Annotated in this window: 23 protein-coding genes; 11 read left to right on the top strand and 12 right to left on the bottom strand. The window is 59.9% G+C overall.

Translation table 11 applies throughout. From position 1 onward, the window contains the following. Positions 1-112 precede the first annotated feature (112 nt). Positions 113-328: a DUF6074 family protein gene (locus tag NKI95_RS27115; protein ID WP_352720571.1), complete on the top strand. Its 216-nt coding sequence runs from the start codon at positions 113-115 to the stop codon at positions 326-328. A 271-nt stretch (positions 329-599) separates the two neighbouring features. Here the strand turns inward: NKI95_RS27115 and NKI95_RS27110 are convergent, their stop codons facing one another. From NKI95_RS27110 to NKI95_RS27090, 5 genes are all read right to left on the bottom strand, one after another. Further along, entirely contained in the window at positions 600-797 is a 198-nt protein-coding gene (locus NKI95_RS27110; RefSeq protein ID WP_352720547.1) for a hypothetical protein, read from the bottom strand. Positions 798-1,396: 599 nt separating this feature from the next. Then, positions 1,397-1,681, bottom strand: a complete 285-nt coding sequence (locus NKI95_RS27105; protein WP_023680838.1) for a PilZ domain-containing protein — start codon at positions 1,679-1,681, stop codon at positions 1,397-1,399. 293 nt (positions 1,682-1,974) lie between these two features. Further along, entirely contained in the window at positions 1,975-2,328 is a 354-nt protein-coding gene (locus NKI95_RS27100; protein ID WP_352642990.1) for a TadE/TadG family type IV pilus assembly protein, read from the bottom strand. A gap of 40 nt (positions 2,329-2,368) precedes the next feature. Further along, a complete protein-coding gene (locus tag NKI95_RS27095; RefSeq protein WP_352720545.1) occupies positions 2,369-2,809 on the bottom strand; it encodes a TadE/TadG family type IV pilus assembly protein in 441 nt (146 codons plus the stop codon). 5 nt (positions 2,810-2,814) lie between these two features. Beyond that, entirely contained in the window at positions 2,815-4,122 is a 1,308-nt protein-coding gene (locus tag NKI95_RS27090; RefSeq protein WP_352720543.1) for a pilus assembly protein TadG-related protein, read from the bottom strand. 620 nt (positions 4,123-4,742) lie between these two features. On the opposite strand from NKI95_RS27090, the gene NKI95_RS27085 reads away from it, so the two are divergent. Genes NKI95_RS27085 through NKI95_RS27045 form a run of 9 tightly spaced genes read left to right on the top strand, consistent with a single transcriptional unit; the run spans position 4,743 to position 13,181 of the window. Beyond that, positions 4,743-5,543 carry an MCP four helix bundle domain-containing protein gene (locus tag NKI95_RS27085; protein ID WP_352720541.1) on the top strand — a complete coding sequence of 267 codons (801 nt, stop codon included), beginning with the start codon at positions 4,743-4,745 and terminating at the stop codon, positions 5,541-5,543. A gap of 42 nt (positions 5,544-5,585) precedes the next feature. Then, entirely contained in the window at positions 5,586-6,401 is an 816-nt protein-coding gene (locus NKI95_RS27080; protein WP_352720539.1) for a methyl-accepting chemotaxis protein, read from the top strand. Positions 6,402-6,408: 7 nt separating this feature from the next. Next, positions 6,409-6,873: a chemotaxis protein CheW gene (locus NKI95_RS27075; RefSeq protein ID WP_352720537.1), complete on the top strand. Its 465-nt coding sequence runs from the start codon at positions 6,409-6,411 to the stop codon at positions 6,871-6,873. After that, the gene (locus tag NKI95_RS27070) at positions 6,870-8,123 is read left to right on the top strand and encodes a CheR family methyltransferase (RefSeq protein ID WP_352720535.1); all 1,254 of its coding nucleotides are present in this window, start codon (positions 6,870-6,872) and stop codon (positions 8,121-8,123) included. Before NKI95_RS27075 ends, NKI95_RS27070 begins: the two co-directional genes overlap by 4 nt. Next, entirely contained in the window at positions 8,120-8,839 is a 720-nt protein-coding gene (locus NKI95_RS27065; protein ID WP_352720533.1) for a chemotaxis protein CheW, read from the top strand. Before NKI95_RS27070 ends, NKI95_RS27065 begins: the two co-directional genes overlap by 4 nt. Beyond that, the gene (locus NKI95_RS27060) at positions 8,836-10,023 is read left to right on the top strand and encodes a chemotaxis protein CheA (protein ID WP_352720531.1); all 1,188 of its coding nucleotides are present in this window, start codon (positions 8,836-8,838) and stop codon (positions 10,021-10,023) included. Before NKI95_RS27065 ends, NKI95_RS27060 begins: the two co-directional genes overlap by 4 nt. Positions 10,024-10,043: 20 nt before the next feature. Further along, positions 10,044-11,129, top strand: coding sequence for a response regulator (locus NKI95_RS27055; protein ID WP_352720529.1), 1,086 nt, complete (start codon positions 10,044-10,046; stop codon positions 11,127-11,129). Between the two features lie 22 nt (positions 11,130-11,151). Then, a complete protein-coding gene (locus tag NKI95_RS27050; RefSeq protein WP_352517492.1) occupies positions 11,152-12,174 on the top strand; it encodes a chemotaxis response regulator protein-glutamate methylesterase in 1,023 nt (340 codons plus the stop codon). A gap of 11 nt (positions 12,175-12,185) precedes the next feature. Continuing rightward, entirely contained in the window at positions 12,186-13,181 is a 996-nt protein-coding gene (locus NKI95_RS27045) for a response regulator (protein WP_031195385.1), read from the top strand. 845 nt (positions 13,182-14,026) lie between these two features. On the opposite strand, the gene NKI95_RS27040 is transcribed toward NKI95_RS27045, so the two are convergent. Beyond that, positions 14,027-14,236 carry a hypothetical protein gene (locus NKI95_RS27040; protein ID WP_352466276.1) on the bottom strand — a complete coding sequence of 70 codons (210 nt, stop codon included), beginning with the start codon at positions 14,234-14,236 and terminating at the stop codon, positions 14,027-14,029. Positions 14,237-14,262: 26 nt separating this feature from the next. Then, positions 14,263-14,535 carry a PDZ domain-containing protein gene (locus NKI95_RS27035; RefSeq protein ID WP_352720527.1) on the bottom strand — a complete coding sequence of 91 codons (273 nt, stop codon included), beginning with the start codon at positions 14,533-14,535 and terminating at the stop codon, positions 14,263-14,265. Positions 14,536-15,175: 640 nt separating this feature from the next. Between NKI95_RS27035 and NKI95_RS27030 the strand changes: the two genes are divergently transcribed. Continuing rightward, positions 15,176-15,892, top strand: a complete 717-nt coding sequence (locus NKI95_RS27030; RefSeq protein WP_352466279.1) for a pentapeptide repeat-containing protein — start codon at positions 15,176-15,178, stop codon at positions 15,890-15,892. 302 nt (positions 15,893-16,194) lie between these two features. Here NKI95_RS27030 and NKI95_RS27025 read toward each other — a convergent pair whose 3' ends face one another. From NKI95_RS27025 to NKI95_RS27005, 5 genes are all read right to left on the bottom strand, one after another. After that, positions 16,195-16,647 (bottom strand): hypothetical protein, encoded by a 453-nt coding sequence (locus NKI95_RS27025; RefSeq protein ID WP_352720525.1) that lies wholly within the window; start codon positions 16,645-16,647, stop codon positions 16,195-16,197. Between the two features lie 545 nt (positions 16,648-17,192). Next, positions 17,193-17,942, bottom strand: a complete 750-nt coding sequence (locus NKI95_RS27020; protein ID WP_352720569.1) for an amino acid ABC transporter ATP-binding protein — start codon at positions 17,940-17,942, stop codon at positions 17,193-17,195. A 44-nt stretch (positions 17,943-17,986) separates the two neighbouring features. Further along, positions 17,987-19,042, bottom strand: a complete 1,056-nt coding sequence (locus tag NKI95_RS27015) for an amino acid ABC transporter permease (RefSeq protein ID WP_352720523.1) — start codon at positions 19,040-19,042, stop codon at positions 17,987-17,989. Between the two features lie 39 nt (positions 19,043-19,081). Continuing rightward, positions 19,082-20,197 carry an ABC transporter permease subunit gene (locus NKI95_RS27010; protein WP_352720521.1) on the bottom strand — a complete coding sequence of 372 codons (1,116 nt, stop codon included), beginning with the start codon at positions 20,195-20,197 and terminating at the stop codon, positions 19,082-19,084. A gap of 70 nt (positions 20,198-20,267) precedes the next feature. Next, a complete protein-coding gene (locus NKI95_RS27005; protein WP_023680948.1) occupies positions 20,268-21,302 on the bottom strand; it encodes a transporter substrate-binding domain-containing protein in 1,035 nt (344 codons plus the stop codon). Positions 21,303-21,316: the final 14 nt, after the last annotated feature.

Here is a 21,316-nt window from a genome sequence, read left to right as displayed (position 1 = left end):
GCACCCAGTGATTCCCAAATGCGATCGACAAAGACCTCATCTCGAAGCCAGATAGATGTACAGCGGAGTGGTGTCGACGCCACCATAGTAACGCGATTGGTAGCGGGCGAGAATCGCCAGTACGACACCAACCGCGCTGAACGCTCGCACCTGCCAAGCCGGACAGCGCTACTGGTCGCTGCATGTTGCACAGGAGCGGAAGAAGCTCGAACGCCGAGGCTTTACCCCAAGCCAGATCGACGCCGAGATCAGCCGCTATGCGACGGCGATCAGCCGCATCCTTCGCTCTCAAAAGCAATATGGCTCAACACCGGATAGTGCCGCATGAGCGAGGGACGAGCATATCCGTCCGCGAAGCGGAACGGAGTGGGGGTGTGGGGCCTCAGGCCCCGCGTCTTCCTTCTGTTGGCGCTAACGCCGCGCGCGCGATGGCATTTCGAGGCAGTGGAGCGCATGCCCGATGACAGGTTCCTCGCGAGCACCAGGCCGCGCACCATGAGCCGCGCTCGCCGTCTGTCGACCTGGTTGCCGCCGTGCTTGAGCGCGAGTGGTGGCGCCGGGTGGCCTGAAGGTCGCGACGAATGAACCGCCGGCCCAGTTCAACTCGCACGACGTCCTTCAAAGCTGGGGGGATTGATCTTCACCAAGCGGTCTGCGGCCTCGACCGCAGTTCGTATCCTGCTGCACAGCGCGAGATTTTCGGCCAGCATTTCTTCAGTGCGTTGAAGCGCGAGCTCGGTCCGGTGGATGCGCTGCCTGGCATTGGCAACTTCCGATGTCAAAAGATCGGCCGCCATCCCGTGGCCGTGGGGTTCCATAGTGTCCGTGGGTTTCTAATACATGGGGGGCGATATCGTTCCCTGATGTCGGGCGAAACGGCGGGCCGCAGAAAAGCGCGATGGGCCGAATGACCAATGCGCTCCCTGTCAAAACAGCGGACGCTGAGGAAGATCACAAGGGAAGCACTAAGGCGCAACTCAACCTCAAAGCGAACGGTCCGTTTTTTTGGAATTTTGTGGGCTGGTCGACAAATTGCACGAGGTTCCCTGATATGACAGGCACTCTGACCCTGTCGTTCCCAGTCAGGCGAATGTCGCTGTCGTCTCGACGGACCAAAACCATCACCTTTCGGACCGATCACGTGACGATTCGCGACGGCATGAAAAGATGAAGGCGGCACCCGCTACCGGGTGCCGTGTCGGTGCTGCAGGCCCCAGGCCGAAGCAAAGGGAAGGCAACGATGGTCGGCAAACCGATAATGGAAGCGAGCAGTCAGTCGGCGCCAGAATGGTTGTCGGCCACCTAAGTCGAAGAAATTCTGGAGGAGGAACAAGGCGTCCAAAGAACGGGGTCAATCACCGCCCAGCATACGGCTACCAGGTGTGGTTCAGGGGATTTAGCCGTAGTGCCAGTGCGGCTTTGGCTCGGTGCCGGTGAACATGACGCCGATGCGGTCTTCGCGACGCCAACGAACCACCGCCTTGTAGGCGATGCCGTCGGTCGGCACATAGAGCAGGAATTCGTCGGGGACGCGAGCGTCGATCGAGGCCTTCAGTTCGGCGCCGCCGGCATGCATGTTGCGCACCGTGCACGTGACCTCGGAATGGGTCATGCCGGTCAGGATTGTTGCGCCCTTGAAGACGCGCTGCCTGCGTTGGCGCCTCTGTTCGTCTTCAGCCATTTCGCCTAATTCCCGGCGTCTGTCGCTTCGTGTAGCTTTTGGTCTGCCAGATAATTGAGCTTGGCTGATGAACATAGCGTTATCGTCAGAGGCGGCGTGACATGCGGGATCGGTTTTGGAAGTACGTTTCAGGAGCATGCCGGCCTCCTACCAAAGGGCTTGCCAAGGCCGCCGGCGACCCCAATGGGTCAAGCCGGGGATCAAAGCCCGCGTGAAGCACCTTGCGGCGAGGAAGAGCTTCGCTGCAGGTTTTTTGATGGAGAACTAGCTGCGGCGTCCGACTAGAATGAGCCTTATGTTCCAATCAAAGGAACCGTGACGGTTGTCGCATAATTAATCGGATACCGGTCGAAATACGGGAATTCGATCACGAACGCATATTTGGCGGTCAGATGGGCCATGCGAAAGCCGCCGCTGGGGGCGTCGATTGCTATTGTTATATCGACATCGCTTAATCCCAAACTCAGCAATTTTGCCGTGGCTATCGCTTTTATCTCGGCTTCGGTCAGCGAGTTCTTCATTTGCAGCGCACGTGAGGACGTTTCCAGCGTGTAGCGAACACTCGACATGGCATTCAGAGCCCAGCCGAATGCGAAGATGCCGATCAAAAGCGTTATCAGAATAGGCGCGATCAGCGCGAACTCCAATGCAGCTCCGCCTGATGCCCCACGTATGAAGGCTCTCCCTTTAGCGAACACGAATCACCTGTTGGTGGCTGAGCTCGCGCGAGAGGGAAAACTCGCCAAAACTGGAGGGCGGGAACCAGGTGGTTGTCGCCTGTATTACAACGAAAACCGCGGGAGCTTTCAAACTGTCGCACAGGACAGATGGATCGACCACGGTGATCCCGCACATATATTTCCGGCTCAGCGTCACCTGCGCGTCATCGGGATGATTATCCCAGCTCGAAAGGGCGACGGCTTGGGTAGCCGCGTCGTCGGCTGCGCCTTGCATCACGAGATTGGCCGCCGTTTTGACGCCTGCACGCATCGACAGCGCGCTTGATACGAAAGACCAGCCGTTAATGACGCCAAGAAGTACCAGGCAAAGGATCGGCACAATCAGCGCAAACTCCACCGCAGCAACACCCGAATCGCTCCGGAACATCCGGACGGATCGCCGTTCCACGAAGATTACTCCACAAGCCGAATGGATTGCGTCGCCGGAATATTACGCATTCCGAGGCTCGTGCAATCCTGGCTGATGCTCGTGTTGCCGGACCACTGCAAGGTACCGGCGACGACCTGCGTGCAACCACCCTTGCCAGAAAAATTGCCGAGATAATTGACGTCCTGTGTTGGAAAATACAGAGCGCCGGTCAAAAGCGAGTCCGCCGTGCCATTGAACGTGTTCGATCCCGTCAGGTTATCTCTGTCGCCGTAAAACAGGACACCGGAATACGTGCCCGACGTCGGTGCGCTAAGCTTGATGGTGGCGTTGCCGTTCATGCTGACGCCCGCGCTGCCGGCCAGATAGATGATGACTCCGTCGCCGGAAACATTGGCGTTCGCGTTCGCTTTGAAATCACCGCCTTGAATGACGTACACGCCGGGCGCGAGCGCAACATTGCCGCTCAAGCTCAGCCCGCTGCAGTATGTCCCGGGGTTCAGGGTCGACAATTTCGAGTTTTGACAGGGAGTTGTGGCTGGTGGCGCCGGCAGGTCGGCAAAGGGATCACCAGCGGGTAAGGCCTGGGTTATCGGGCTGGCGCAAACAGTCGTCACGGGGTTGTTCAACGAAACACCGCCGGCCGATATCAGGCAGTCGGCCTGAAGGTTTGCCGATCCCTGAAGCTTGATCGCATCGGCGGCAATGGAATTGGACATCACGGAGCAGCCCGTCATTTTTATGGTCGAACTGCCGGAAAACAGTGCCGCTCTCGGGGCGGAGCGATTGAGCGACAAAGCGCAGGCCTTTGAGGCGTCAGTGATAAAAGCCACCGCTCTTGCCCGTGCGCCGATCGCGTTTTGCGTGAATATCGATGTAAAAAACCGATCGAGGGTCTGATGGACGATGACCTCGACGGCCTTTTGGGCGACATTCGGGCCAGAGGACGGTGGCGTGAAGATTTCGATTGTGCCTGTTGACGGGTCCCAGCCGTTGGTCGTCGCTGACAGTGTCGCGGCGGAGACAATCGTCGGCTTGTCAGATCCCGAAACCTTTTCCAAAGCGCCAGCATAGGCTGCCGCATCCGCCACCGCCTGTAATTTCAGGCTGCTAAAATACCAGTAGGAGGTCTCGATACCGAGACCCGCTGCGCCGACGACAATCGGCAAAGATAGGGCAAAAATAGTAGCAACGTTGCCGCTCGTCCCGACGCCTCGTCGCAAACACCGAACCATGCGCCCCATTTCCATGGGGTATTTAACGAAAAGATGGATGAAGGAATGGCTAAGAATTTCGCTCCATTTGATATATCCGCTCCTTGGCGCGGCCGGCACAAGCTCCCGCGGCCGCACTCGGCGACCACGCTGCTGGTCGCTGGCCCTATCTTCAACCGGCGGCGCCAGTCGCGTATCGGGTTAGCGTTTCCAGTCTCAATGATTGACTTTGCGAGTGTTTCGCCCTCGTGGGTAGGCTAACGGCCATAGCCGCGACAAATGAAATCAGATTTGCGCCAGCGCAAAGCGTGCACGGCAAGCAGGCCTCACCTGCACGCGCTCCACTTTGACAAGCCTAGGCGCCAATTGCACGGCGCTTCCAGGAGTTCCACCTGGAGCTATGTGCGCTCTCGCGCGAAACAGCGCGCCCCCTTGCCAGGCCTTCGAAGCAATCCGTCGCTGAGAACACGCGCGACTCACGAGCGTTTCAATGGAGGGAGCTGCTTGCCGCGCTCGATGTTGGAGATACTTTCCAGTTGCGGCCGATGCGATCGGCCATTGGTTTGGACGCGTACATGCCGTTCGCAGGCGGCTTGTGGGCGCGACGTGAACGGAAAAGAAACGTTTCCAACATTAGATTCCGCGATTCGAATGAATCTCGCCTGTTCGGCATAGTCGCAACGCGGTGCTGGGCTAGTCGTGCCAACAAATCAATTAGCGCCCTGGCGGAACTGAGCCCGATGAACAGCTTGACGATACGCCGCCGCATACTCGCCAGTTTCGCGGCCGTTCTGGTTGTCATGTCGGTTATGGCCATCATTACATACGTTTGGTTTCTCCAGACGGAGCAAGAAGCGACCAGCGTGGAAAAGGAAACTCTTCCGGACCTCTATCACAGCACCCAGATCATGATGGGACAGATGGATGCCCATAGTCTTCTCCAGGAATATGCTCTTCAGGACAATCCTGCCGACAAGCGGGCTTTCGAGGCTACCATCAAGGCGAACCGCGACGCCCTGCAACGGTCGATGGACGAGTATGAAGAGACCATTGAGTCCGATTTGGACAAGCAGAACTACGCTGTCGTCAAGGACCTCGCCGATCAATTCCGCCAAGCCGAAGCCGCCGTACTGGATGCCAGTCGTGCCGCGTTGGCGAAGGGAGAGATCCCCAACGAGCGCCCGGCCATCAAGAACAATGTGGAGCCGATCTTTCGGAAATTGCAATCGGCTCTGCAAGCCATGGTCGAGGACCATAGAGGAGAGGCAAACAGCTCGACCCAAAAGATAGGTTCGATCGTCCGCACAGCGAAGTTGGGCCTGATTGCCGGGTTCCTCGTAGCACTCGGTTTGGCCCTTTTGTGCGGCTATCTTCTATTCCGTGCCGTTAGTGTCCCGCTTGGCCGATTGGTCGATCTCGTCCGTGTAATGCGCCTGGGCGACTTCAGCGGGCGCCTCGATTTGAAGCGCAAGGACGAGTTTGACACGCTGGCTGAGGGCTTCAACACCATGGCCGATGATCTCACCACGCTGATAGGCTAGGTTCAGAAATCCAGCATTCAAGTCAACACATCGATAACCGAGGTGGCCGCCACTTCAAAGGAACAGCAGGCAACCGCAAATGAGATCGCGGCCACTACGACCGAAATCCGAGCGACCGCCAAGGAAATCTCGGCAACCTCCAATGAGCTCGTACGAACGATGAGCGAAGTTTCTGCGGTCGCCGAGCAAACTGCCACGCTCGCCACCGGCGGACAAGCAGGGCTGGCACGCATGGAGGCAACCATGCAGCACGTCATGGAAGCCGCCACCGCGATTAATTCCAAACTTGCGATTCTGAGCGAGAAGGCCGGCAATATCAATCAGGTGGTGACCACGATCACCAAGGTTGCCGACCAGACCAACCTTCTTTCGCTAAACGCCGCAATCGAGGCTGAGAAGGCGGGGCAATATGGGCGAGGCTTTGCGGTCGTGGCAACGGAGATCCGGCGGCTTGCCGACCAAACCGCCGTCTCGACATACGACATCGAGCAGATGGTCAAGGAAATTCAATCCGCCGTCGCAGCCGGTGTCATGGGCATGGACAAATTCTCCGAGGAGGTCCGACGTGGCATGCAAGATGTGCAGCAGGTCGGCGGCCAACTCTACGAGATTATTCAGCAGGTCCAGGGCTTGGTGCCACGCTTCGAAGTCGCCAATGAAGGAATGCAGGCCCAGGCAACGGGCGCAGCGCAGATCAGTGAGACGCTGACACAATTGAGCGAAGCCGCTCAGCAAACGGTTGAATCCCTCCAGCAATCCACGCTCGCGATCGACGAACTCAATCAGGTTTCGGGCGGGTTACGCAGCAGCATTTCCCGTTTCAAACTGCGGGCGCTACGAGAGGTGCCTGCGAGCTAGGACGACAATGCTATTCCTCGGGTTCTGTATAGGTAGCGACCGGTATGTGCTGGACATGGAGCAGGTTGAAGAGATCCTGCCTTACATCGGCGTGAGAACGCTGCCGGGCGCGCCGAACGGCGTAGTAGGCCTAATCAACTGCCGGGGCTTACCCGTTCCCATGATCGATCTCAGCCTGCTTGCGCTTGGCCGCCCCTCGGTGCTGGTGCTGAGCACACGAATCGTTCTGATACGCTATCCAACCAAGGATGGTGAGAACCACCTGCTTGCGCTTGTTGCTGAACGAGCGACCGATATGCTCGAGCGGGATCCTTCTGACTTCGCGCCGTCCGGGATGGAGGCGGGAACTCCGCCCTACTTGGGCCCCGTGGCGTCCGACGATAGAGGACTTGTCCAGTGGGTCAGGGCCGAAGCGCTGCTATCGGACGACATTCGCGAAACGTTGTTCCGTCAGGTCGCGATGAGTTCATGATGTTTGGTGCGGTCGAACAGCTACTGAGGGAAACGATTGGACTGGACAGCGGCACTGTCGGTCTGTCGGTGATCCGTCACGCGCTCCGGGAGCGGATGTCAGCCTGCCAGATCAGTGAGCTTCAAGATTATTGGCAATTGCTGGCTGGCTGCCCATCCGAGCTCCAGGAACTGATCAACGCGGTTGTCGTACCGGAGACATGGTTCTTCCGAGATCGTGAAGCTTTCACTGCAATGACGCGTCATGCACGGGCGCGCATGCGGCCGGGTCAACCCGTAATGCTCTTGAGCCTACCATGTTCGACAGGCGAAGAGCCCTATTCGATGGCGATGGCCATGTTCGATGCTGGTTTCGGAGCACAGGATTTCAAGATTGACGCAGTCGACGTGAGCACGGGCAACCTCACGGCCGCGGAGCGCGCCGTCTACGGGCGCAACTCATTTCGCGGCGATTTTCTCGAATTCAGAGGACGCTATCTCGAAGCGGCCGAAGGCGGACTACGGCCTGAGGTGCGGGTCCTGAAGCAAGTCCGGTTCAGGCTTGGCAACCTGTTTGATCCTGCGGCCTCGTATGGGCCGGCACCGTACGACATTATTTTTTGCCGCAACCTGCTGATCTATTTCAACCGAAACCTGCAAGACCGCGCGCTGGTTTGTCTGAAGACCCTCCTCGCGCCAGATGGCCTGCTGCTCGTCGGTCCAGCGGAATCAGGCCTTCCGATTCTGCACGGCTTTGCTTCAGCGCGATTACCCATGGCATTTGCGTTCACGAACGTGGAGCCGGCTAAGGCGCCCCAGACGGTTGCACCCTCCAAGTCGCGCTTCGGTCCGGCCACCCCTGCTCCTATCTCTGACGTCAGCAAAGTGCTGAGCCCGATCCGGCCGGCCTCCAGTAATGCAGCGAAAGTGGAGCGCTCCGTCCACCCGTCCGAGCGGGCGGCCCAAAGCCTCGCTTCTGTAGAACGCACCGCCAATGCCGGACGAGTTGCGGAAGCAAAGGAACTCGCGCTGACGCATCTCGGGGAATACGGTCCCTCGCCGGAAATCTTCTATCTGCTCGGGCTAGCTCAGGATGCAGAAGATGCGCGTTCCGAGGCGATCCAGAACTATCGCAAGGCCCTCTATCTCGAACCCCGCCATCAAGAAGCCCTCGCGCATCTTGCGCTGCTGCTTCGCAAGCAGGGTGACATCGCCGGTGCCGAGGCCCTCACCGGGCGGCTCGGTCGGATTGGGAAAAGGAGCGGCACTTGACGTCAGCTGAGCCCGGTAGCGTATCATCGGTGCCGGACATCGCCATCGGCGACTGCTGGCGGCAAATAGGCGTTCGTGGTGACAGATCGTGCCCTGAACTGGAGCAGCATCTCCACTGCCGGAACTGCCCGACCTATAAGGAAATCGCACGGAACCTCCTGAACCGTCCGCTGCCGCCCGGCTATCGCGACGAGTGGGCCCGACATTTTGCCCAGGCAAGGACCGATGAAGCAGTCGGGAATGCCGAGGGCAGTGCATTTCAGACGGTCGTTGTCTTTCGTCTCGGCGAGGAATGGCTGGCGCTTCCGGTTGGCTGCTTCCAAGAAGTGGCCGAGCTGCGTAGCATTCATTCGCTGCCACATCGCAGGAACAGTGCGGTTCTCGGCATTGTCAATGTTCGAGGCGAATTGCTGGTTTGCGTTTCGTTGACCAAACTGCTCGGAGTAGACGACCGCAAAACGCGGGTACAGGACACGCGGACCAAGGCATTTCCGCGTCTTATCGTCGTCGGCAACAGCGACAAGCGCGTTGCTTTTGCTGTGGACGAAATGCACGGCATTTATCGATTCAAACAGAGCGACCAGCTTGCCGTGCCTGCTACCGTTGGCAAGGCGTCCTCGACCATGACGGCAGCCATGGTCTCGTGGCGAAGGGGCGCGGTCGGTTGTCTGGACGAGGCGCTGCTGCTGGCCATGCTCGATCGAGCTATCGCATGAGCGGCGCGGACTACAGCCAATTTTCGATGCTCGACCTCTTTCGGGCCGAATTGGAGACGCAGTCGCAGGCCCTGACGTCCGGTCTGCTAGCGCTCGAACGCGATCCCGTGTCCGCCCAGAGTCTCGACGCTTGCATGCGGGCTGCCCATTCGCTGAAGGGGGCGGCCCGGATCGTCGATCTGACGCCGGCGGTGGAAGTTGCGCACGCGATGGAAGAGTGCCTGGTCGCCGCACAGCGGGGTCGTCTCAGCCTGAGTCGCGAGCACATCGATACACTTTTGAAAGGCGTCGATCTCCTCGGATCCATATCCAGTGAGCCTGCCTCGGCCGATGAGAGCGCCAAACTGGAAATAGCCGGTTTTCTGCTGGCGCTTGAGCAGGCATCCTCCCCATCGACAGCCAAGGTGCTTACAGTATCAGAGACGGAGCTCGCCGGCTCAAATGCTGCCCCGCAGGAGGCGCCGTGGGCCTCTTCGGCGAAGGAAACGGGCGTCCTCGCTCGATCGGAACCACTTCTTCAACCTTATGGCGGCGTCGGTTCCGACCGTATGGTGCGGGTGACGGCCGATAGTCTGAACCGCTTACTAGGGCTTGCCGGTGAGTCCCTGATGGAGGCTCGTCGCCTCAGGCCGTTTACGGGCGGCCTACTTCGACTGAAACGGATTCAGTCGGATCTGGCCATTGCCTTCGACGTGCTAGGCGACGCACTGGCCGAGATTCCTAAGGACGATCGGGCGGTGCAAGCACTGGCAGAGGCGCTGCAAAAACTTCGGCTGAGCCAGACGTTCCTCGCAGAGCGCCTTAACGAATTGGACTCGATTGACCGCAGAGCCACTGACCTTGCGAATCGACTCTATGACGAAACGCTGGCGAGCCGGATGCGCCCCTTCGAGGATGGCGTCCGGCACTACTCAAGGACGGTGCGCGACCTTGGCCGAACCTTGGGGAAGAACGTGCGGTTAGACATCGTCGGGGGCTCAACTGGCATCGATCGCGACATCCTGGACCAACTCGAGGCACCACTCGGCCATCTCCTCCGCAATGCTGTCGACCATGGGCTCGAAACGACCGACGAACGTATAGCAGCCGGCAAATCTGAAGAAGGTGTCATCAGGCTCGAAGCACGGCACAATGCGGGCCTGCTGCAGATAATCGTAGCGGACGACGGAAGGGAAACGATCTGAACAAGCTGCGCGAGACGATCGTGGCGCGCGGCCTGACGACAGAGGAGACCGTCGGCAGACTTGCCGAAGCGGAATTGCTCGAATTTCTGTTTCTGCCAGGCTTTTCGATGAAAGCGACGGTTAGCAACATCTCCGGACGCGGCGTGGGGCTCGATGCCGTACAGGCGATGGCCAAGCAGGTCCGAGGCCTCGCAACCGTCTCCTCAGAGTTCGGCTTCGGAACCCGATTTCAACTACAGCTGCCGTTGACCTTGTCGGTGCTCCGCACGCTGCTCGTCGACATTGACGGAGAGCCATACGCCTTCCCGCTCGCAGGCATCGCCAGCACGATAAAGTTGCCGCGCACGCGCATCGAACTGCTCGAAGGCCGGCCGCATTTCCGCTTCGAGGATCGACAGATCGGACTAGTCACCGCGCACCAGGTTCTTGACCGCGCTGAGCCGCAAGCAGACGCCGATGAACTTTCAGTCGTTCTGATTAATGGTAATCGCGGTGAAACCCACGGGTTGATTGTCGATCGCTTCCTGGGCGAGCGCGAGTTGGTGGTCCGGCCGCTAGATCCTCGCTTTGCCAAGGTCAAGGACATCAGCGCGGCGGCGTTGATGGAAGATGGTTCGCCCGTGCTTATCGTTGATGTCGACGATCTGATCCGATCAGTAGACAAGCTCGCGTCATCCGGCGGCCTACGCACCTTGCGGCGTGGTACTACCAGCCCCGATCTTAGGAGGCGCAAGCGCGTTCTGGTGGTCGACGATTCTTTGACGGTACGTGAGCTCGAACGCAAGCTGCTGGACAATAACGGCTATGAGGTCGAGGTGGCGATTGATGGTATGGATGGATGGAACGCCATACGGTCTGAACCATTCGATCTTGTTATCACCGATGTTGATATGCCGCGCATGGACGGCATCGAACTGGTGACCTTGATGAAGAAGGACAGCCGGCTCGGGAACACCCCGATCATGATCGTGTCGTACAAAGATCGCGAAGACGATCGCAGGCGAGGTCTGGACGCCGGCGCGGACTACTACCTGACTAAAGGAAGTTTCCACGACGAGACACTGCTCCATGCAGTCGTCGACCTGATCGGCCAGGCGACAGAATGAGGCGCAGCGTGTGTATCCATCAATGAGGATCGCTATCGTCAACGATATGCCTCTTGCGGTCGAGCTTCTGCGGCGATTGGTTGTATCAACCCCGGAACATCAGGTGGCCTGGATCGCCGTTAATGGGCGTGAGGCAGTAGAGGCCTGCCAACGAGACCTCCCGGACCTGATCCTCATGGACCTGGTGATGCCGGAAATGGATGGCGTCGAGGCTACGCGCAGGATCATGGCGAAGACGCCATGCCTGATTCTGCTGGTCACGGCGAGCATTGAGGCCAACATTCCTGGTGTCTATGAAGCAATGGGGTATGGTGCGCTTGACGCGGTCGACATCCCCTCGATCGGCTCTGACGGCCCGGGGTCCGGACGGTCCGCACAGCTTATTATCAAGAAGATAACGACGATCAGCAAACTCGTACGTGACGCGCCGTCTTCAAATTGGGGCACACGGACATTGCCCCCGTCTGTGTCATCGGCACAGCACCTTATCGCCATCGGCGCGTCTGCGGGCGGGCCGGCAGCTGTTGCCGCGATCCTCGGCGCATTTCCGAGCAATTTCACGGCCGCAATAGTTCTCGTACAGCATCTCGATGCGCAGTTCGTACCCGGTCTTGCAAACTGGCTCGGCCAGCATGCGGCACTTCCAATCCGTCCTGCACGCGAAGGAGATGAGCCCGAGGCCGGCACCGTTCTAATTGCGGCCACGGCTGATCATCTCGTCTTCAAGTCAGCCCACAAGCTCGGCTATACCCCGAAGCCGCACGACAACGTCTACCGTCCCTCCGTAGATGTATTCCTTGAGAGCGCCGCGCAGTGGTGGCCGGGTGTCGTGATCGGTGTCTTGCTCACGGGCATGGGTAGAGATGGTGCCCAAGGGCTCAAGCTGCTACGCGACAAAGGGCATTTGACAATCGCTCAAGACAGCGCGTCGAGTGCGGTCTATGGGATGCCCAAAGCCGCCGCTGCCATCGGTGCCGCTGTCGAGATCCTACCACTTGACTCAATCGCCCCGCGCCTAATCGAGGCGTGCGGCCGATCTTGCTGAAAGGTTATTCTATGACGGGCAAATCCAATCTCGTCTCACCCCTGGCAGACAATTACTCGTCAATGGTTCTGCTGGTGGATGACCAGATAATGATCTGTGAAGCGGTCCGGCGCGCGCTCGCAAACCAGCCGGACATAGATTTCCACTTCTGCACTGATCCGCTCAAAGCGACTACAGTTGCCGACGAAGTGAAGCCAACGGTCATCCTGCAGGATCTTGTCATGCCGGGCGTTGATGGGCTGGACCTGGTACGGCAATACCGAAAGAATTCCTCGACGCATTCTGTCCCCGTCATCGTGCTGTCAAGTAAAGAAGATCCGGCCATCAAGGGCGAGGCATTCGAGGCCGGAGCGAACGACTATTTGGTCAAACTGCCGGACCGTATCGAGTTGGTCGCTCGTGTCCGTTATCACTCCCGGGCCTATCTTGACCACGTTCAGCGAGAGGAGGCATACAGGGCCCTGCGAGAAAGCCAGCGGCAATTAATGCGCGCGAATCTCGAGCTGGAACGTCTCACACGGATTGACGGTCTCACAGGTCTGGGAAACCGGCGCTACTTCGATGAATATCTCGCGGCGGAATGGAAGCGCGCGGTCCGCACGAAGAGCCCGCTGTCGTTGTTTATGATCGATGCCGATCACTTCAAGCGCTACAACGACACCTATGGCCACATGGCAGGCGACGAGGTGCTGAAGCAGGTCGCCAGTGTAATCCAAAGCAGTTGCAACCGCTCGACCGATCTCGCGGCGCGCTACGGCGGCGAAGAGTTCGTCGTGGTGGTGGTCGATATTTTGCAGGCGCAGTCGGGCGCTATGGCCGAGCGGCTCGTGCAGAGCGTGCGAGCCTTGAGCATTCCCCACGGTTCTGAGCGGGTCACAATCAGCGTCGGTGTTGCAACCATGGTGCCTGATGAGAACCACACGCCAAATGACCTCATCAAGGCGGCCGATCTGGCGCTCTTCCGCGCCAAGTCGGAAGGACGGGACCGTGTCGTGTATTACGACTAAAGGTAAGGGTGCTTTACGGACGGGCTTACAGCTCGTGGAGTTTAAAGGCTTGGTGATTGCCGAACGGGACCCCTCGATTGTCAACCGGGCAAGCGAAACCGTTCAAAGTCAGTTCCATTTCTGGATAACTGCTGTTCCGCGGACCGGAACCTCAAACACGAGTTCGTTTTCGACGGCTACGCCTCCGACGCTTATGCGCCTGGTCCAGTCTAATCTAGGACATCCCTCGCCCCTTTTGGCGCGAAATAGACTTGCGCAACGCGCCCGCCCGGATTACGCCCACCGATCTCCTTGCGTGAAGGTGATCCTCACGTCAGGGTATCGGACGCCGCAGCCGATGCGGGAGGCTGGTGCGATGGAGGACCACTGCTGGCGAACCCTTACGATCACACGCTGCTTGTCAATTGATCAACCGCCTGCTCAGCACGCGGGAGCGTCTTCGAGATAGGGGAGCCGCTTGAGAGCAGTGACTAACGAGCCGGAGGAGTGTGCCCGGCACGAGTAGGGGGTCGGGCGGAGCATCGTGCCGGGCCTGGGCAATCCCCAGCAAGCGCCGGCTCCATGCGCCTATCTCAAAAGGTGACCGTCACAACGACAGTATCCTTATAGGTGCCGGACGGCGGCGTCGACCATCCGCACCGCTATTTGAGACTGTAGTGCACCCTGCCAGAGATATGCTCGATATCAAAAGCCCGATGGCCAATGCGTTGCTTGCGAATGATCGCTGAATGCCAACCTGATTCTGTTTCATACCCGTCACCTCAACTGACAATAGTGCAGGCTAGATGGGGATACGGCGCGAAACAAGGGAGCGCCTCTTCTTTGGTTCGGCCGATCGCTTCTAGTCAGCAGCCGCGGGCCAGCCGCATCGCCTGCAAAGCCAAATCGTACGTGATAGGCTGATCGCGCAGCCATGGTCCGAACTCGCCATGAGGCACTGACGCCTTGACCGCGAGCATCCTCTTGCCGAGTGCGATCAGTTCCTCGCGGCTGCGCTGGCGCTTGGTGAAGCCCTGCCGGCCTTTTTCAGCCTCGCTGGCGTCCGCCTTGGCCATCCCAGGACCGAATAGTCTCCTTTGCGTTAGCGAGCTCTCCCGGAGGCGCCGGTAAGGATCCCAGCTAGCGCATGCCCCTGATGAAGGCGGCCGCGCAGCTCATTGACGATCGCCATGTATGCGCCGAGCGGGATCGCGTCGAAAACCTCGAGCACGGCGGCCATGCCCTGCTCCACTAGGTCCGGACCGGCCAGCAGCAAGTCAGAGACGGCCGTCAGGCTGCTTTCTTCGGTGAGCGCGTGGTTCGCCGCGGCCCTCAGCCAGGACACACAGGACCAACCGTGCATGCTCAGCGCCATGATTGTCGATCAGCCGGCGGATGGAGCCGACGGCGCGCGTCTGGCCTTCTTTCGGATAGCGGCCCTTGGGGACGATCTCTACGTGGAATTCGCCACAAATATGCGGGGTTGATGGTTCGACCTGGTGGATGGCAGAGATCAACTTCGGCCTCGCTAAGCGAAGTCGTGGGGTTCATGCGACAGCGGAATCAGGATATGCGACGAGCACCCCGTGCCGGGTCAACCTCGCCGTCGGGAAGTACCGATCGGTGCGGAACCAAGCGGATTCGCGCTTGTCGGCAGCGGACGCCGGCGGTGGCGATCAGCACCCGAGCAGGCTCCTCATTAGCGAGACAAACGTCCAGAGCGGAGGCCAATCTTGGCACGCGACTTCGCCAGCCTGAACGACCGCTCTCCTCGGCTTAGTCAAGCATACCTGCGGAATGATGCGCCTGGCCGGTGACAAATGAATCTCTGCTGGACCGCCGATGATATGGGGAGGCGCTCGCAAATCGCGCCCTACGCGCGGGTTGATCGGTTGATCAACATCAAAGCTTGAATATGAGAAATGCGCTAACTGTGACGGCGGTGGTCACCGTGGCTCGAGTGTCAGCAGATGTGGTAAGGTTGAGTGTCGGCGAGTAGCAGAGGTCCAGCAACAATGACTTTGAGGCGAACCAGAGCTTACGGCGCATCCGGCTTGGTTCTAGCGGTTTGCACTGTGTTTGCTTGGCAGAACGCCACTGCTGCTCAGAATTGCGACGCAGCCGCGACGCCTGGCGTCAATTGGCACGAGTGTGACAAGAAGCTTCTCATCCTAGAAGGACAGGACCTGAGCGGGGCGAACCTGTTCGGTGTTGATTTCACTTCGACCGACCTCAGGAACAGCAATCTCGTTGCCGCAAATCTTGAGAAGGCAACGCTTGTGCGTGCTTCCCTGGCCGACTCGACCGCCAAAGGCGCCCGGTTCGACAGAATCGAGGCCTACAGGACCGACTTCAGCCGTATGGACGCGCAGGGCGCTGTGTTTGCGAGCGCGGAAATACAGCGCTCGAATTTCCAGGACGCCAATCTGACCAATGTTGATTTCACAAAGGCAGAATTGGGGCGTGCGCAGTTCCATGACGCCGATATCAGCGGCAGCCGCTTCTCGTTTGCCAATCTCGCACGGGCGGACTTCCGGGGAGCGACGTTCACCGCGCCGATAGACTTTGACCGCGCCTTTTTCTTTCTGACCCGTATCGAGGGCGTCGACCTTTCCAATTCGGTGGGTCTGTCCCAGTGGCAGCTCAACATGGCTTGCGGAGACGCCCGGACCGAGTTGCCTTCTGGCTTGACGAGGCCTGAAGATTGGCCCTGTCAATTCCAGCAGGAATAGTTGTCGGCAAGCGAACTGCGGCAATGCTGCGCCCGACAGGATGAAACTGAGAACCCCTATGTCATCGTTTGCGCTATATAACTTTTGCGACAGCCGGGAGCGGATGAATGGAATCGGGCCGTATTTCTCCCACTACCCACGCGGTCCGAGGCGGCAGAAATGGGGCCGAGCAGACCGTCCGCTCCCAGGGTACCCAGCACGCGAGCGGACATGTGAGAGCTCGATGCGAAGGTCCGGGATCAGGCCCATTGCGGACGTACGTGTTGGTTCGCCTGTTGGCGCTGAAGCGCCCATTTGGGCCGCTAGCCGCACATGTGCGGCGGCTCAAAAAAGCCGATTGCGCCCTGAAGCAATGTCAGTCCGACCCAGACCAGCGTCCACACCGTTAGCGGAAGTGGATTCGACAGCGGATCTCGGCTGCCGAGAATTCCCGCCGCCACGAGTATGGCGAGAACCGCGAAGGCGAGCATGCTGATCCAAATGCGCGCGGCGTCGCCGAATTGACCAATTGGCAGGCGGGATGCCGAAATGCGTTCGAGCAGCCTGGGCGGGAGGACAGCCAGAACCAGAAAACTCGCGGCTACGGCCACCGCCCCGCCCACGACATAATATCCGGTCGGCAGGAGCATGACATAGCCGCGCTCGGAAGCATGGGCAAAGGCTGGGGTTGTGAAATGCGGCACGAGGGCAGCAGCTGATAATGCGATGCCCAACGCTCTCGCAGAGATGCTTTTATGTTCGCTGTCCGCCGCCATCCATCCGTCTTGCCACATGGCATTTGCGAAGGAAAGCGGACTACTGGTCGCGCAAGTGGAGGTGCCAAAGTGGGTGCCCGACTTCGTGCTAGCCCCCAAGGCCCGCTTGGTGAACAGGCCATATGATGCAGCTACGACTTCGAGTCGAGAGTTGCGTTGTGGACGACGTTCTCGTCCTCTGCCGTCTGCTGCAATACGTGGCAGCTGTGCCTGCGCCGGCCGGCGGCGCATTATCTTCGAAACAGGACCGGAGCGCCCACCGCCAGGCGCCCGGATCGTCGACGTGCAGAAGTTGTGGGCCGAACATCTAGCAATGGCCGGAACTCGCGGCGCTGTCGATTCTGTTTCGCGAACGCCTGGTGTATTTCTTCGAGAGTCGGCCGCGCTTATTTCGACATTATCTCGCGCAGCATCGAAGGCGTCGCCGGCCTGATCCTGGCCGGCGTCGCGGTCTGGCAGGTCGCTGCGCGCTGACCAGCGCCCGGATGGATTTCTGATTTGCGTCTGCCCATCCGGCCGGCGCATGGGCTGGCGGGAGAGGTTCGCTAGTTCAGGATCTGGGCAAGAAACAGTTTGCTGCGCTGGTGACGCGGATGTGAGAAGAATTCGGAGGGCGTGTTCATCTCGACGATCTCGCCCTGGTCCATGAAGACGACGCGGTCGGCGACCTGGCGGGCAAATCCCATCTCATGGGTGACGCACAGCATCGTCATGCCATCGTCGGCCAGCGCGACCATGGTGTCGAGCACTTCCTTGACCATTTCAGGATCGAGGGCGGAGGTCGGTTCGTCGAAGAGCATGATCTTCGGGCTCATGCAGAGCGCACGGGCGACAGCGACGCGCTGCTGCTGGCCGCCGGACAACTGGCCGGGATATTTATGCGCCTGGTCCGGGATCTTCACCCGCTCCAGATAGTGCATGGCGGTCTGCTCGGCTTGCCCGCGCCGCATCCTGCGCACCCAGATCGGCGCCAGTGTCAGGTTTTCCAGAATGGTCAAATGCGGGAACAGGTTGAAGTGCTGGAACACCATGCCGATGTCACTGCGGATTACGTCGATCTTCTTCAAATCGTTGCTGAGTTCGACACCTTCGACGACGATCTGTCCCTGCTGATGCTCCTCCAGCCGGTTGATGCAGCGGATCATCGTCGACTTGCCCGAGCCGGACGGACCGCAGATCACCAGCTTCTCGCCGCGATGGACGGTCAGGTTGATATTCTTCAGCACATGGAAGTTTCCGTACCACTTATTCATGCCGGTCATTTGGATAGCGGGCGGAGCGCTGCGATCGGGCATGGACGGAACGCGCGTTGGGGCGGACGATAACATCAAGGCATTTCCTACTGAGCGGTCGGGCCGCGCCGCTCCAGGAAGTCGGCGAAGCGGGCGAATGAGAAGGAGAGCGCGAAGAAGAGCGCCCCGATAAACAGGAACGTCTCGGCCGCCGGCGACGGCCAGTCCGGGTCTGCCAGCGCCGCTTTACCGGAGCTGATCAGGTCGAACAGGCCGACGACCAGGACCAGGCTGGTGTTCTTGATCATGACGATGATGGTGTTGGCCAGCGCCGGGATCGCCACCCGGATCGCCTGCGGCAGGATCACCAGATATTGCGTGCGCCAGAAGGGCAGGCCGAGCGCCGCCGCGGCCTCGTGTTGGCCATTCGGGATGGCCTGCAGGCCGCCGCGGATCACCTCGGCGAGATAGGCCGCCGCGAAGATGGTGAGGGCGACCAGCGCACGCACGAATTTGTCGGGCAACAAGGCTTCGGGCAGGAACAGCGGCATCATGATCGATGCCACGAACAGGATGGACAAGAGCGGCAGTCCGCGCACCGATTCTATCAGGACCACGGCGCCGATGCGTATCGCGGGCATGGTCGAGCGCCTGGCCAGCGCCAAGAGAATGCCGACAGGGAAGCCGACGCCGATGGCGACGACGGTGAGGATGAGCGTCACCGGCAGGCCGCCCCAGGACGAGGTCGGAACCTCGGTCAGGCCGAGGCCGCCGCCCATCAGCCAGAAGATCAGCACCAGTGCTGCGACCCAGAGCGCCAGCAGCCGCGGGGCCCAGCTGGCGGGCCGCACCGACCAGCCGAGCAGCGCCAGGATGAGCAGGCAGACGATGGCGGGGCGCCAGCGTTCGTCGAGCGGATAGATGCCGAACAGCAACTGCCCGGACTTGGCGTAGATGAAGCTCCAGCAGGCTCCGGTGGCCACCCGGCAGGCGCTTGGATTGGGATCGAACAGCACGGCGTCGATTACCAGCCAGCGCAGCATCGGCGGTACCGTGGCGACGAGCAGAACGCCGAACAACAGCGTCAGGACGGCATTGAGTGGCGTGCCGAACAGGAGCATGGCTGACCGCCGCAAAGCGCCGAAGCGGATCTGTCCTGGCATTGGCTCGGCCGGAAGGGGAAGAGACACGGCCTTCATAGTTCAGCGCTCCACGATGGCGATGCGACGGTTGTACCAATTGGCCGCGCTCGAGAGGCTCAGGTTGAGGGCGAGATAGACGCCGAGGATGATGAAGACGCCCTCGATCGAATGGCTGGACTTGCTGATGATGGTGTTCATCACCGCAAGGAAGTCCGGATAGCCGACCGCGATCGCCAATGTCGAATTCTTGACGACGTTGATGTATTGGCTGTTGAGCGGCGGGACGATCACCCGCAGCATCTGCGGGATGATGATCAGACGCAATATTTTGCCGCGTGGCAGGCCGAGCGAATGACCTGCATCCCACTGACCGCGGCCGACCGAAAGCACGCCGCCACGCACGATCTCGGCGACGAAGCCGGTGGTGTAGATGGTCAGCCCGATGAGGATGGTGCTGAGCTCGGGCGTCAGGTCCTTGCCGCCTTTGAAGTTCGACCCAGTGAAGGTCGGCCAGTCGACGGAGAATTTCGCGTCGGCAAGCCATAGTCCGGCAACGCCCACCGTGAGGATCGCCGGCGTGGCCAGCGGCGGCAACCATCCTCGTCGCGCCGCCGCCCAGCCGGCAGCCGCCAGTGCCAGGGCGAGAGCAATGACTAGCAATCCCGGGGTGGCGACGTCCATGCTGACGGCCGGCACCACAAAGCCGCGCATTGAGGCGTAAACGCCTGGCAGCGGATTGAGCGCTTCGCCGACCGGCGGCAGCACCTTCCACCACAGCGAATAGAGAAAGATCAGAAGCACGATCGGCGGTGAATTGCGTGCAACCTCCACCCATACGCGGCAGGTGCCCGCCGCCAGGGGATTGCTGCTCAGCCGGGTGATGCCGACGACGAGGCCGAGCGCGGATGAAAAGACGATGACGACCGCGGAGATGAAGACCGTATTGGCGAGCCCAGTCGCGATCGCCCAGTAATAGGGGTCCCGCGACTTGTAAGTGAGGATTGCTTCGGAGATGACGATCCTTGACGGCATCGTCAGGAAATCGAAGCCGATCGGGATGCCGCGGGCCCTCAGATTGGCGAAGGTCGTGCTGACGAGCAGGGCAGCGAAAGCGGCAACCGCGGCCGCCAAGGCACACTGGATGATGATCGATCTGGTCTTGGCATCGCTCAGCATGTTGACCTCGAGGGTTCGCGGCGTTGGCAGGGAAGGGGAGCGCCGGGCCCGTTCCCCTCCATCATGCGGCTCAATCCCAGGGGAAAGGATAGTTGAGGCCCCCGTCCTTCCACAACGCGTTCAGACCGCGTTCGACCTTTAGCGGGCTGTCCTTGCCGAGATTGCGGTCCCAGATCTCGGCGTAGTTGCCCATTTGCTTGATGACGTTGTAGGCCCACTTGTCGTCCAATCCGAGCGGCTTGCCGAAGCCGGGTTCCTCACCGAGCACCCGTTTGACTTCCGGACTGCCCGACACAAGCTTTTCATCGATGTTCTGCGAGGTGATGCCGTTGGCCTCGGCCCAGAACAGCGCATTCAATGTCCAGCGCACGACGTCGAAGAGTTGATCGTCGCCGCGGGCGACCGCGACGCCATTGGGTTCGGCGGCTTTGCCGACCTTGATGATGTCGTAGTCGTCGGGGTTCTTGGCCACCGAAGCACGCTGTCCGGCTGCCGCAGTGCCGTCGGTGACGTATGAATCGCAGCGGCCGCCGAAGAAGGCGTCGCGCGCCTGAATGGTCGAGTCGTAATAGACTTTCTCCATCGCGATCCCGAACTCTTCCTCGGTTTCCTCGATCGCTTTCTCGGTCAGGCTGCCACCGCCTTGCAGGCAGACGGTCTTTCCGTCCAGCAGTTTGGGCTCGGTAATATTGTCGGCCTTGCGCACGAGCATGCCGTCCGTGTCGTAGAGATTGATCCAGACGAATCGGACAACCGTATCGCGACTGTAGGTGATGGTGGATGTGCGCGACAGAACGTCGATCTCTCCGGTCTGCAGCGCAGGAAAACGCTGGCCTGCGTTAAGCGGCACGTAACGGATCTTCTCCTTGTCTCCGAGGATGGCGACCGCGAAAGTGCGGCAGATATCGGAATCGAAGCCGCGATAATACCCCTTCTCGTCGGGCCGGGAGAGACCGGGCACGCCCTGGCTGGCGCCGCAGCTGACATAGCCGCGTTCCTTGATCTTGTTGATAACCGCCTGCGCGCTGGCGTCCACGGCGCCCGAAGTCAGGCTGGCCAATCCTATCGCCAGACCCGTGAGCCATTTCAGAACTTGATGTTTCATAGTCATTCCCCTTC

Source organism: Mesorhizobium sp. M0306 (genome assembly GCF_040321655.1).
In the GTDB taxonomy this organism is placed as follows: domain Bacteria; phylum Pseudomonadota; class Alphaproteobacteria; order Rhizobiales; family Rhizobiaceae; genus Mesorhizobium.
The sequence above is the reverse complement of the archived record's forward strand: the minus strand, read 5'-3'. Positions and strand labels throughout refer to the sequence as shown.

What these genes read in the sequence shown, in the direction of transcription:
- NKI95_RS27040 (WP_352466276.1), bottom strand. Translation starts at nt 14,236, where the DNA reads ATGGCCAAGGCGGACGCCAGCGAGGCTGAAAAAGGCCGGCAGGGCTTC.
- NKI95_RS27005 (WP_023680948.1), bottom strand. Translation starts at nt 21,302, where the DNA reads ATGAAACATCAAGTTCTGAAATGGCTCACGGGTCTGGCGATAGGATTG.
- NKI95_RS27025 (WP_352720525.1), bottom strand. Translation starts at nt 16,647, where the DNA reads ATGGCGGCGGACAGCGAACATAAAAGCATCTCTGCGAGAGCGTTGGGC.
- NKI95_RS27070 (WP_352720535.1), top strand. Translation starts at nt 6,870, where the DNA reads ATGATGTTTGGTGCGGTCGAACAGCTACTGAGGGAAACGATTGGACTG.
- NKI95_RS27045 (WP_031195385.1), top strand. Translation starts at nt 12,186, where the DNA reads ATGACGGGCAAATCCAATCTCGTCTCACCCCTGGCAGACAATTACTCG.
- NKI95_RS27020 (WP_352720569.1), bottom strand. Translation starts at nt 17,942, where the DNA reads ATGCCCGATCGCAGCGCTCCGCCCGCTATCCAAATGACCGGCATGAAT.
- NKI95_RS27050 (WP_352517492.1), top strand. Translation starts at nt 11,152, where the DNA reads ATGAGGATCGCTATCGTCAACGATATGCCTCTTGCGGTCGAGCTTCTG.
- NKI95_RS27105 (WP_023680838.1), bottom strand. Translation starts at nt 1,681, where the DNA reads ATGGCTGAAGACGAACAGAGGCGCCAACGCAGGCAGCGCGTCTTCAAG.
- NKI95_RS27060 (WP_352720531.1), top strand. Translation starts at nt 8,836, where the DNA reads ATGAGCGGCGCGGACTACAGCCAATTTTCGATGCTCGACCTCTTTCGG.
- NKI95_RS27110 (WP_352720547.1), bottom strand. Translation starts at nt 797, where the DNA reads ATGGCGGCCGATCTTTTGACATCGGAAGTTGCCAATGCCAGGCAGCGC.
- NKI95_RS27015 (WP_352720523.1), bottom strand. Translation starts at nt 19,042, where the DNA reads ATGCCAGGACAGATCCGCTTCGGCGCTTTGCGGCGGTCAGCCATGCTC.
- NKI95_RS27035 (WP_352720527.1), bottom strand. Translation starts at nt 14,535, where the DNA reads ATGGCGCTGAGCATGCACGGTTGGTCCTGTGTGTCCTGGCTGAGGGCC.
- NKI95_RS27030 (WP_352466279.1), top strand. Translation starts at nt 15,176, where the DNA reads ATGACTTTGAGGCGAACCAGAGCTTACGGCGCATCCGGCTTGGTTCTA.
- NKI95_RS27085 (WP_352720541.1), top strand. Translation starts at nt 4,743, where the DNA reads ATGAACAGCTTGACGATACGCCGCCGCATACTCGCCAGTTTCGCGGCC.
- NKI95_RS27075 (WP_352720537.1), top strand. Translation starts at nt 6,409, where the DNA reads ATGCTATTCCTCGGGTTCTGTATAGGTAGCGACCGGTATGTGCTGGAC.
- NKI95_RS27010 (WP_352720521.1), bottom strand. Translation starts at nt 20,197, where the DNA reads ATGCTGAGCGATGCCAAGACCAGATCGATCATCATCCAGTGTGCCTTG.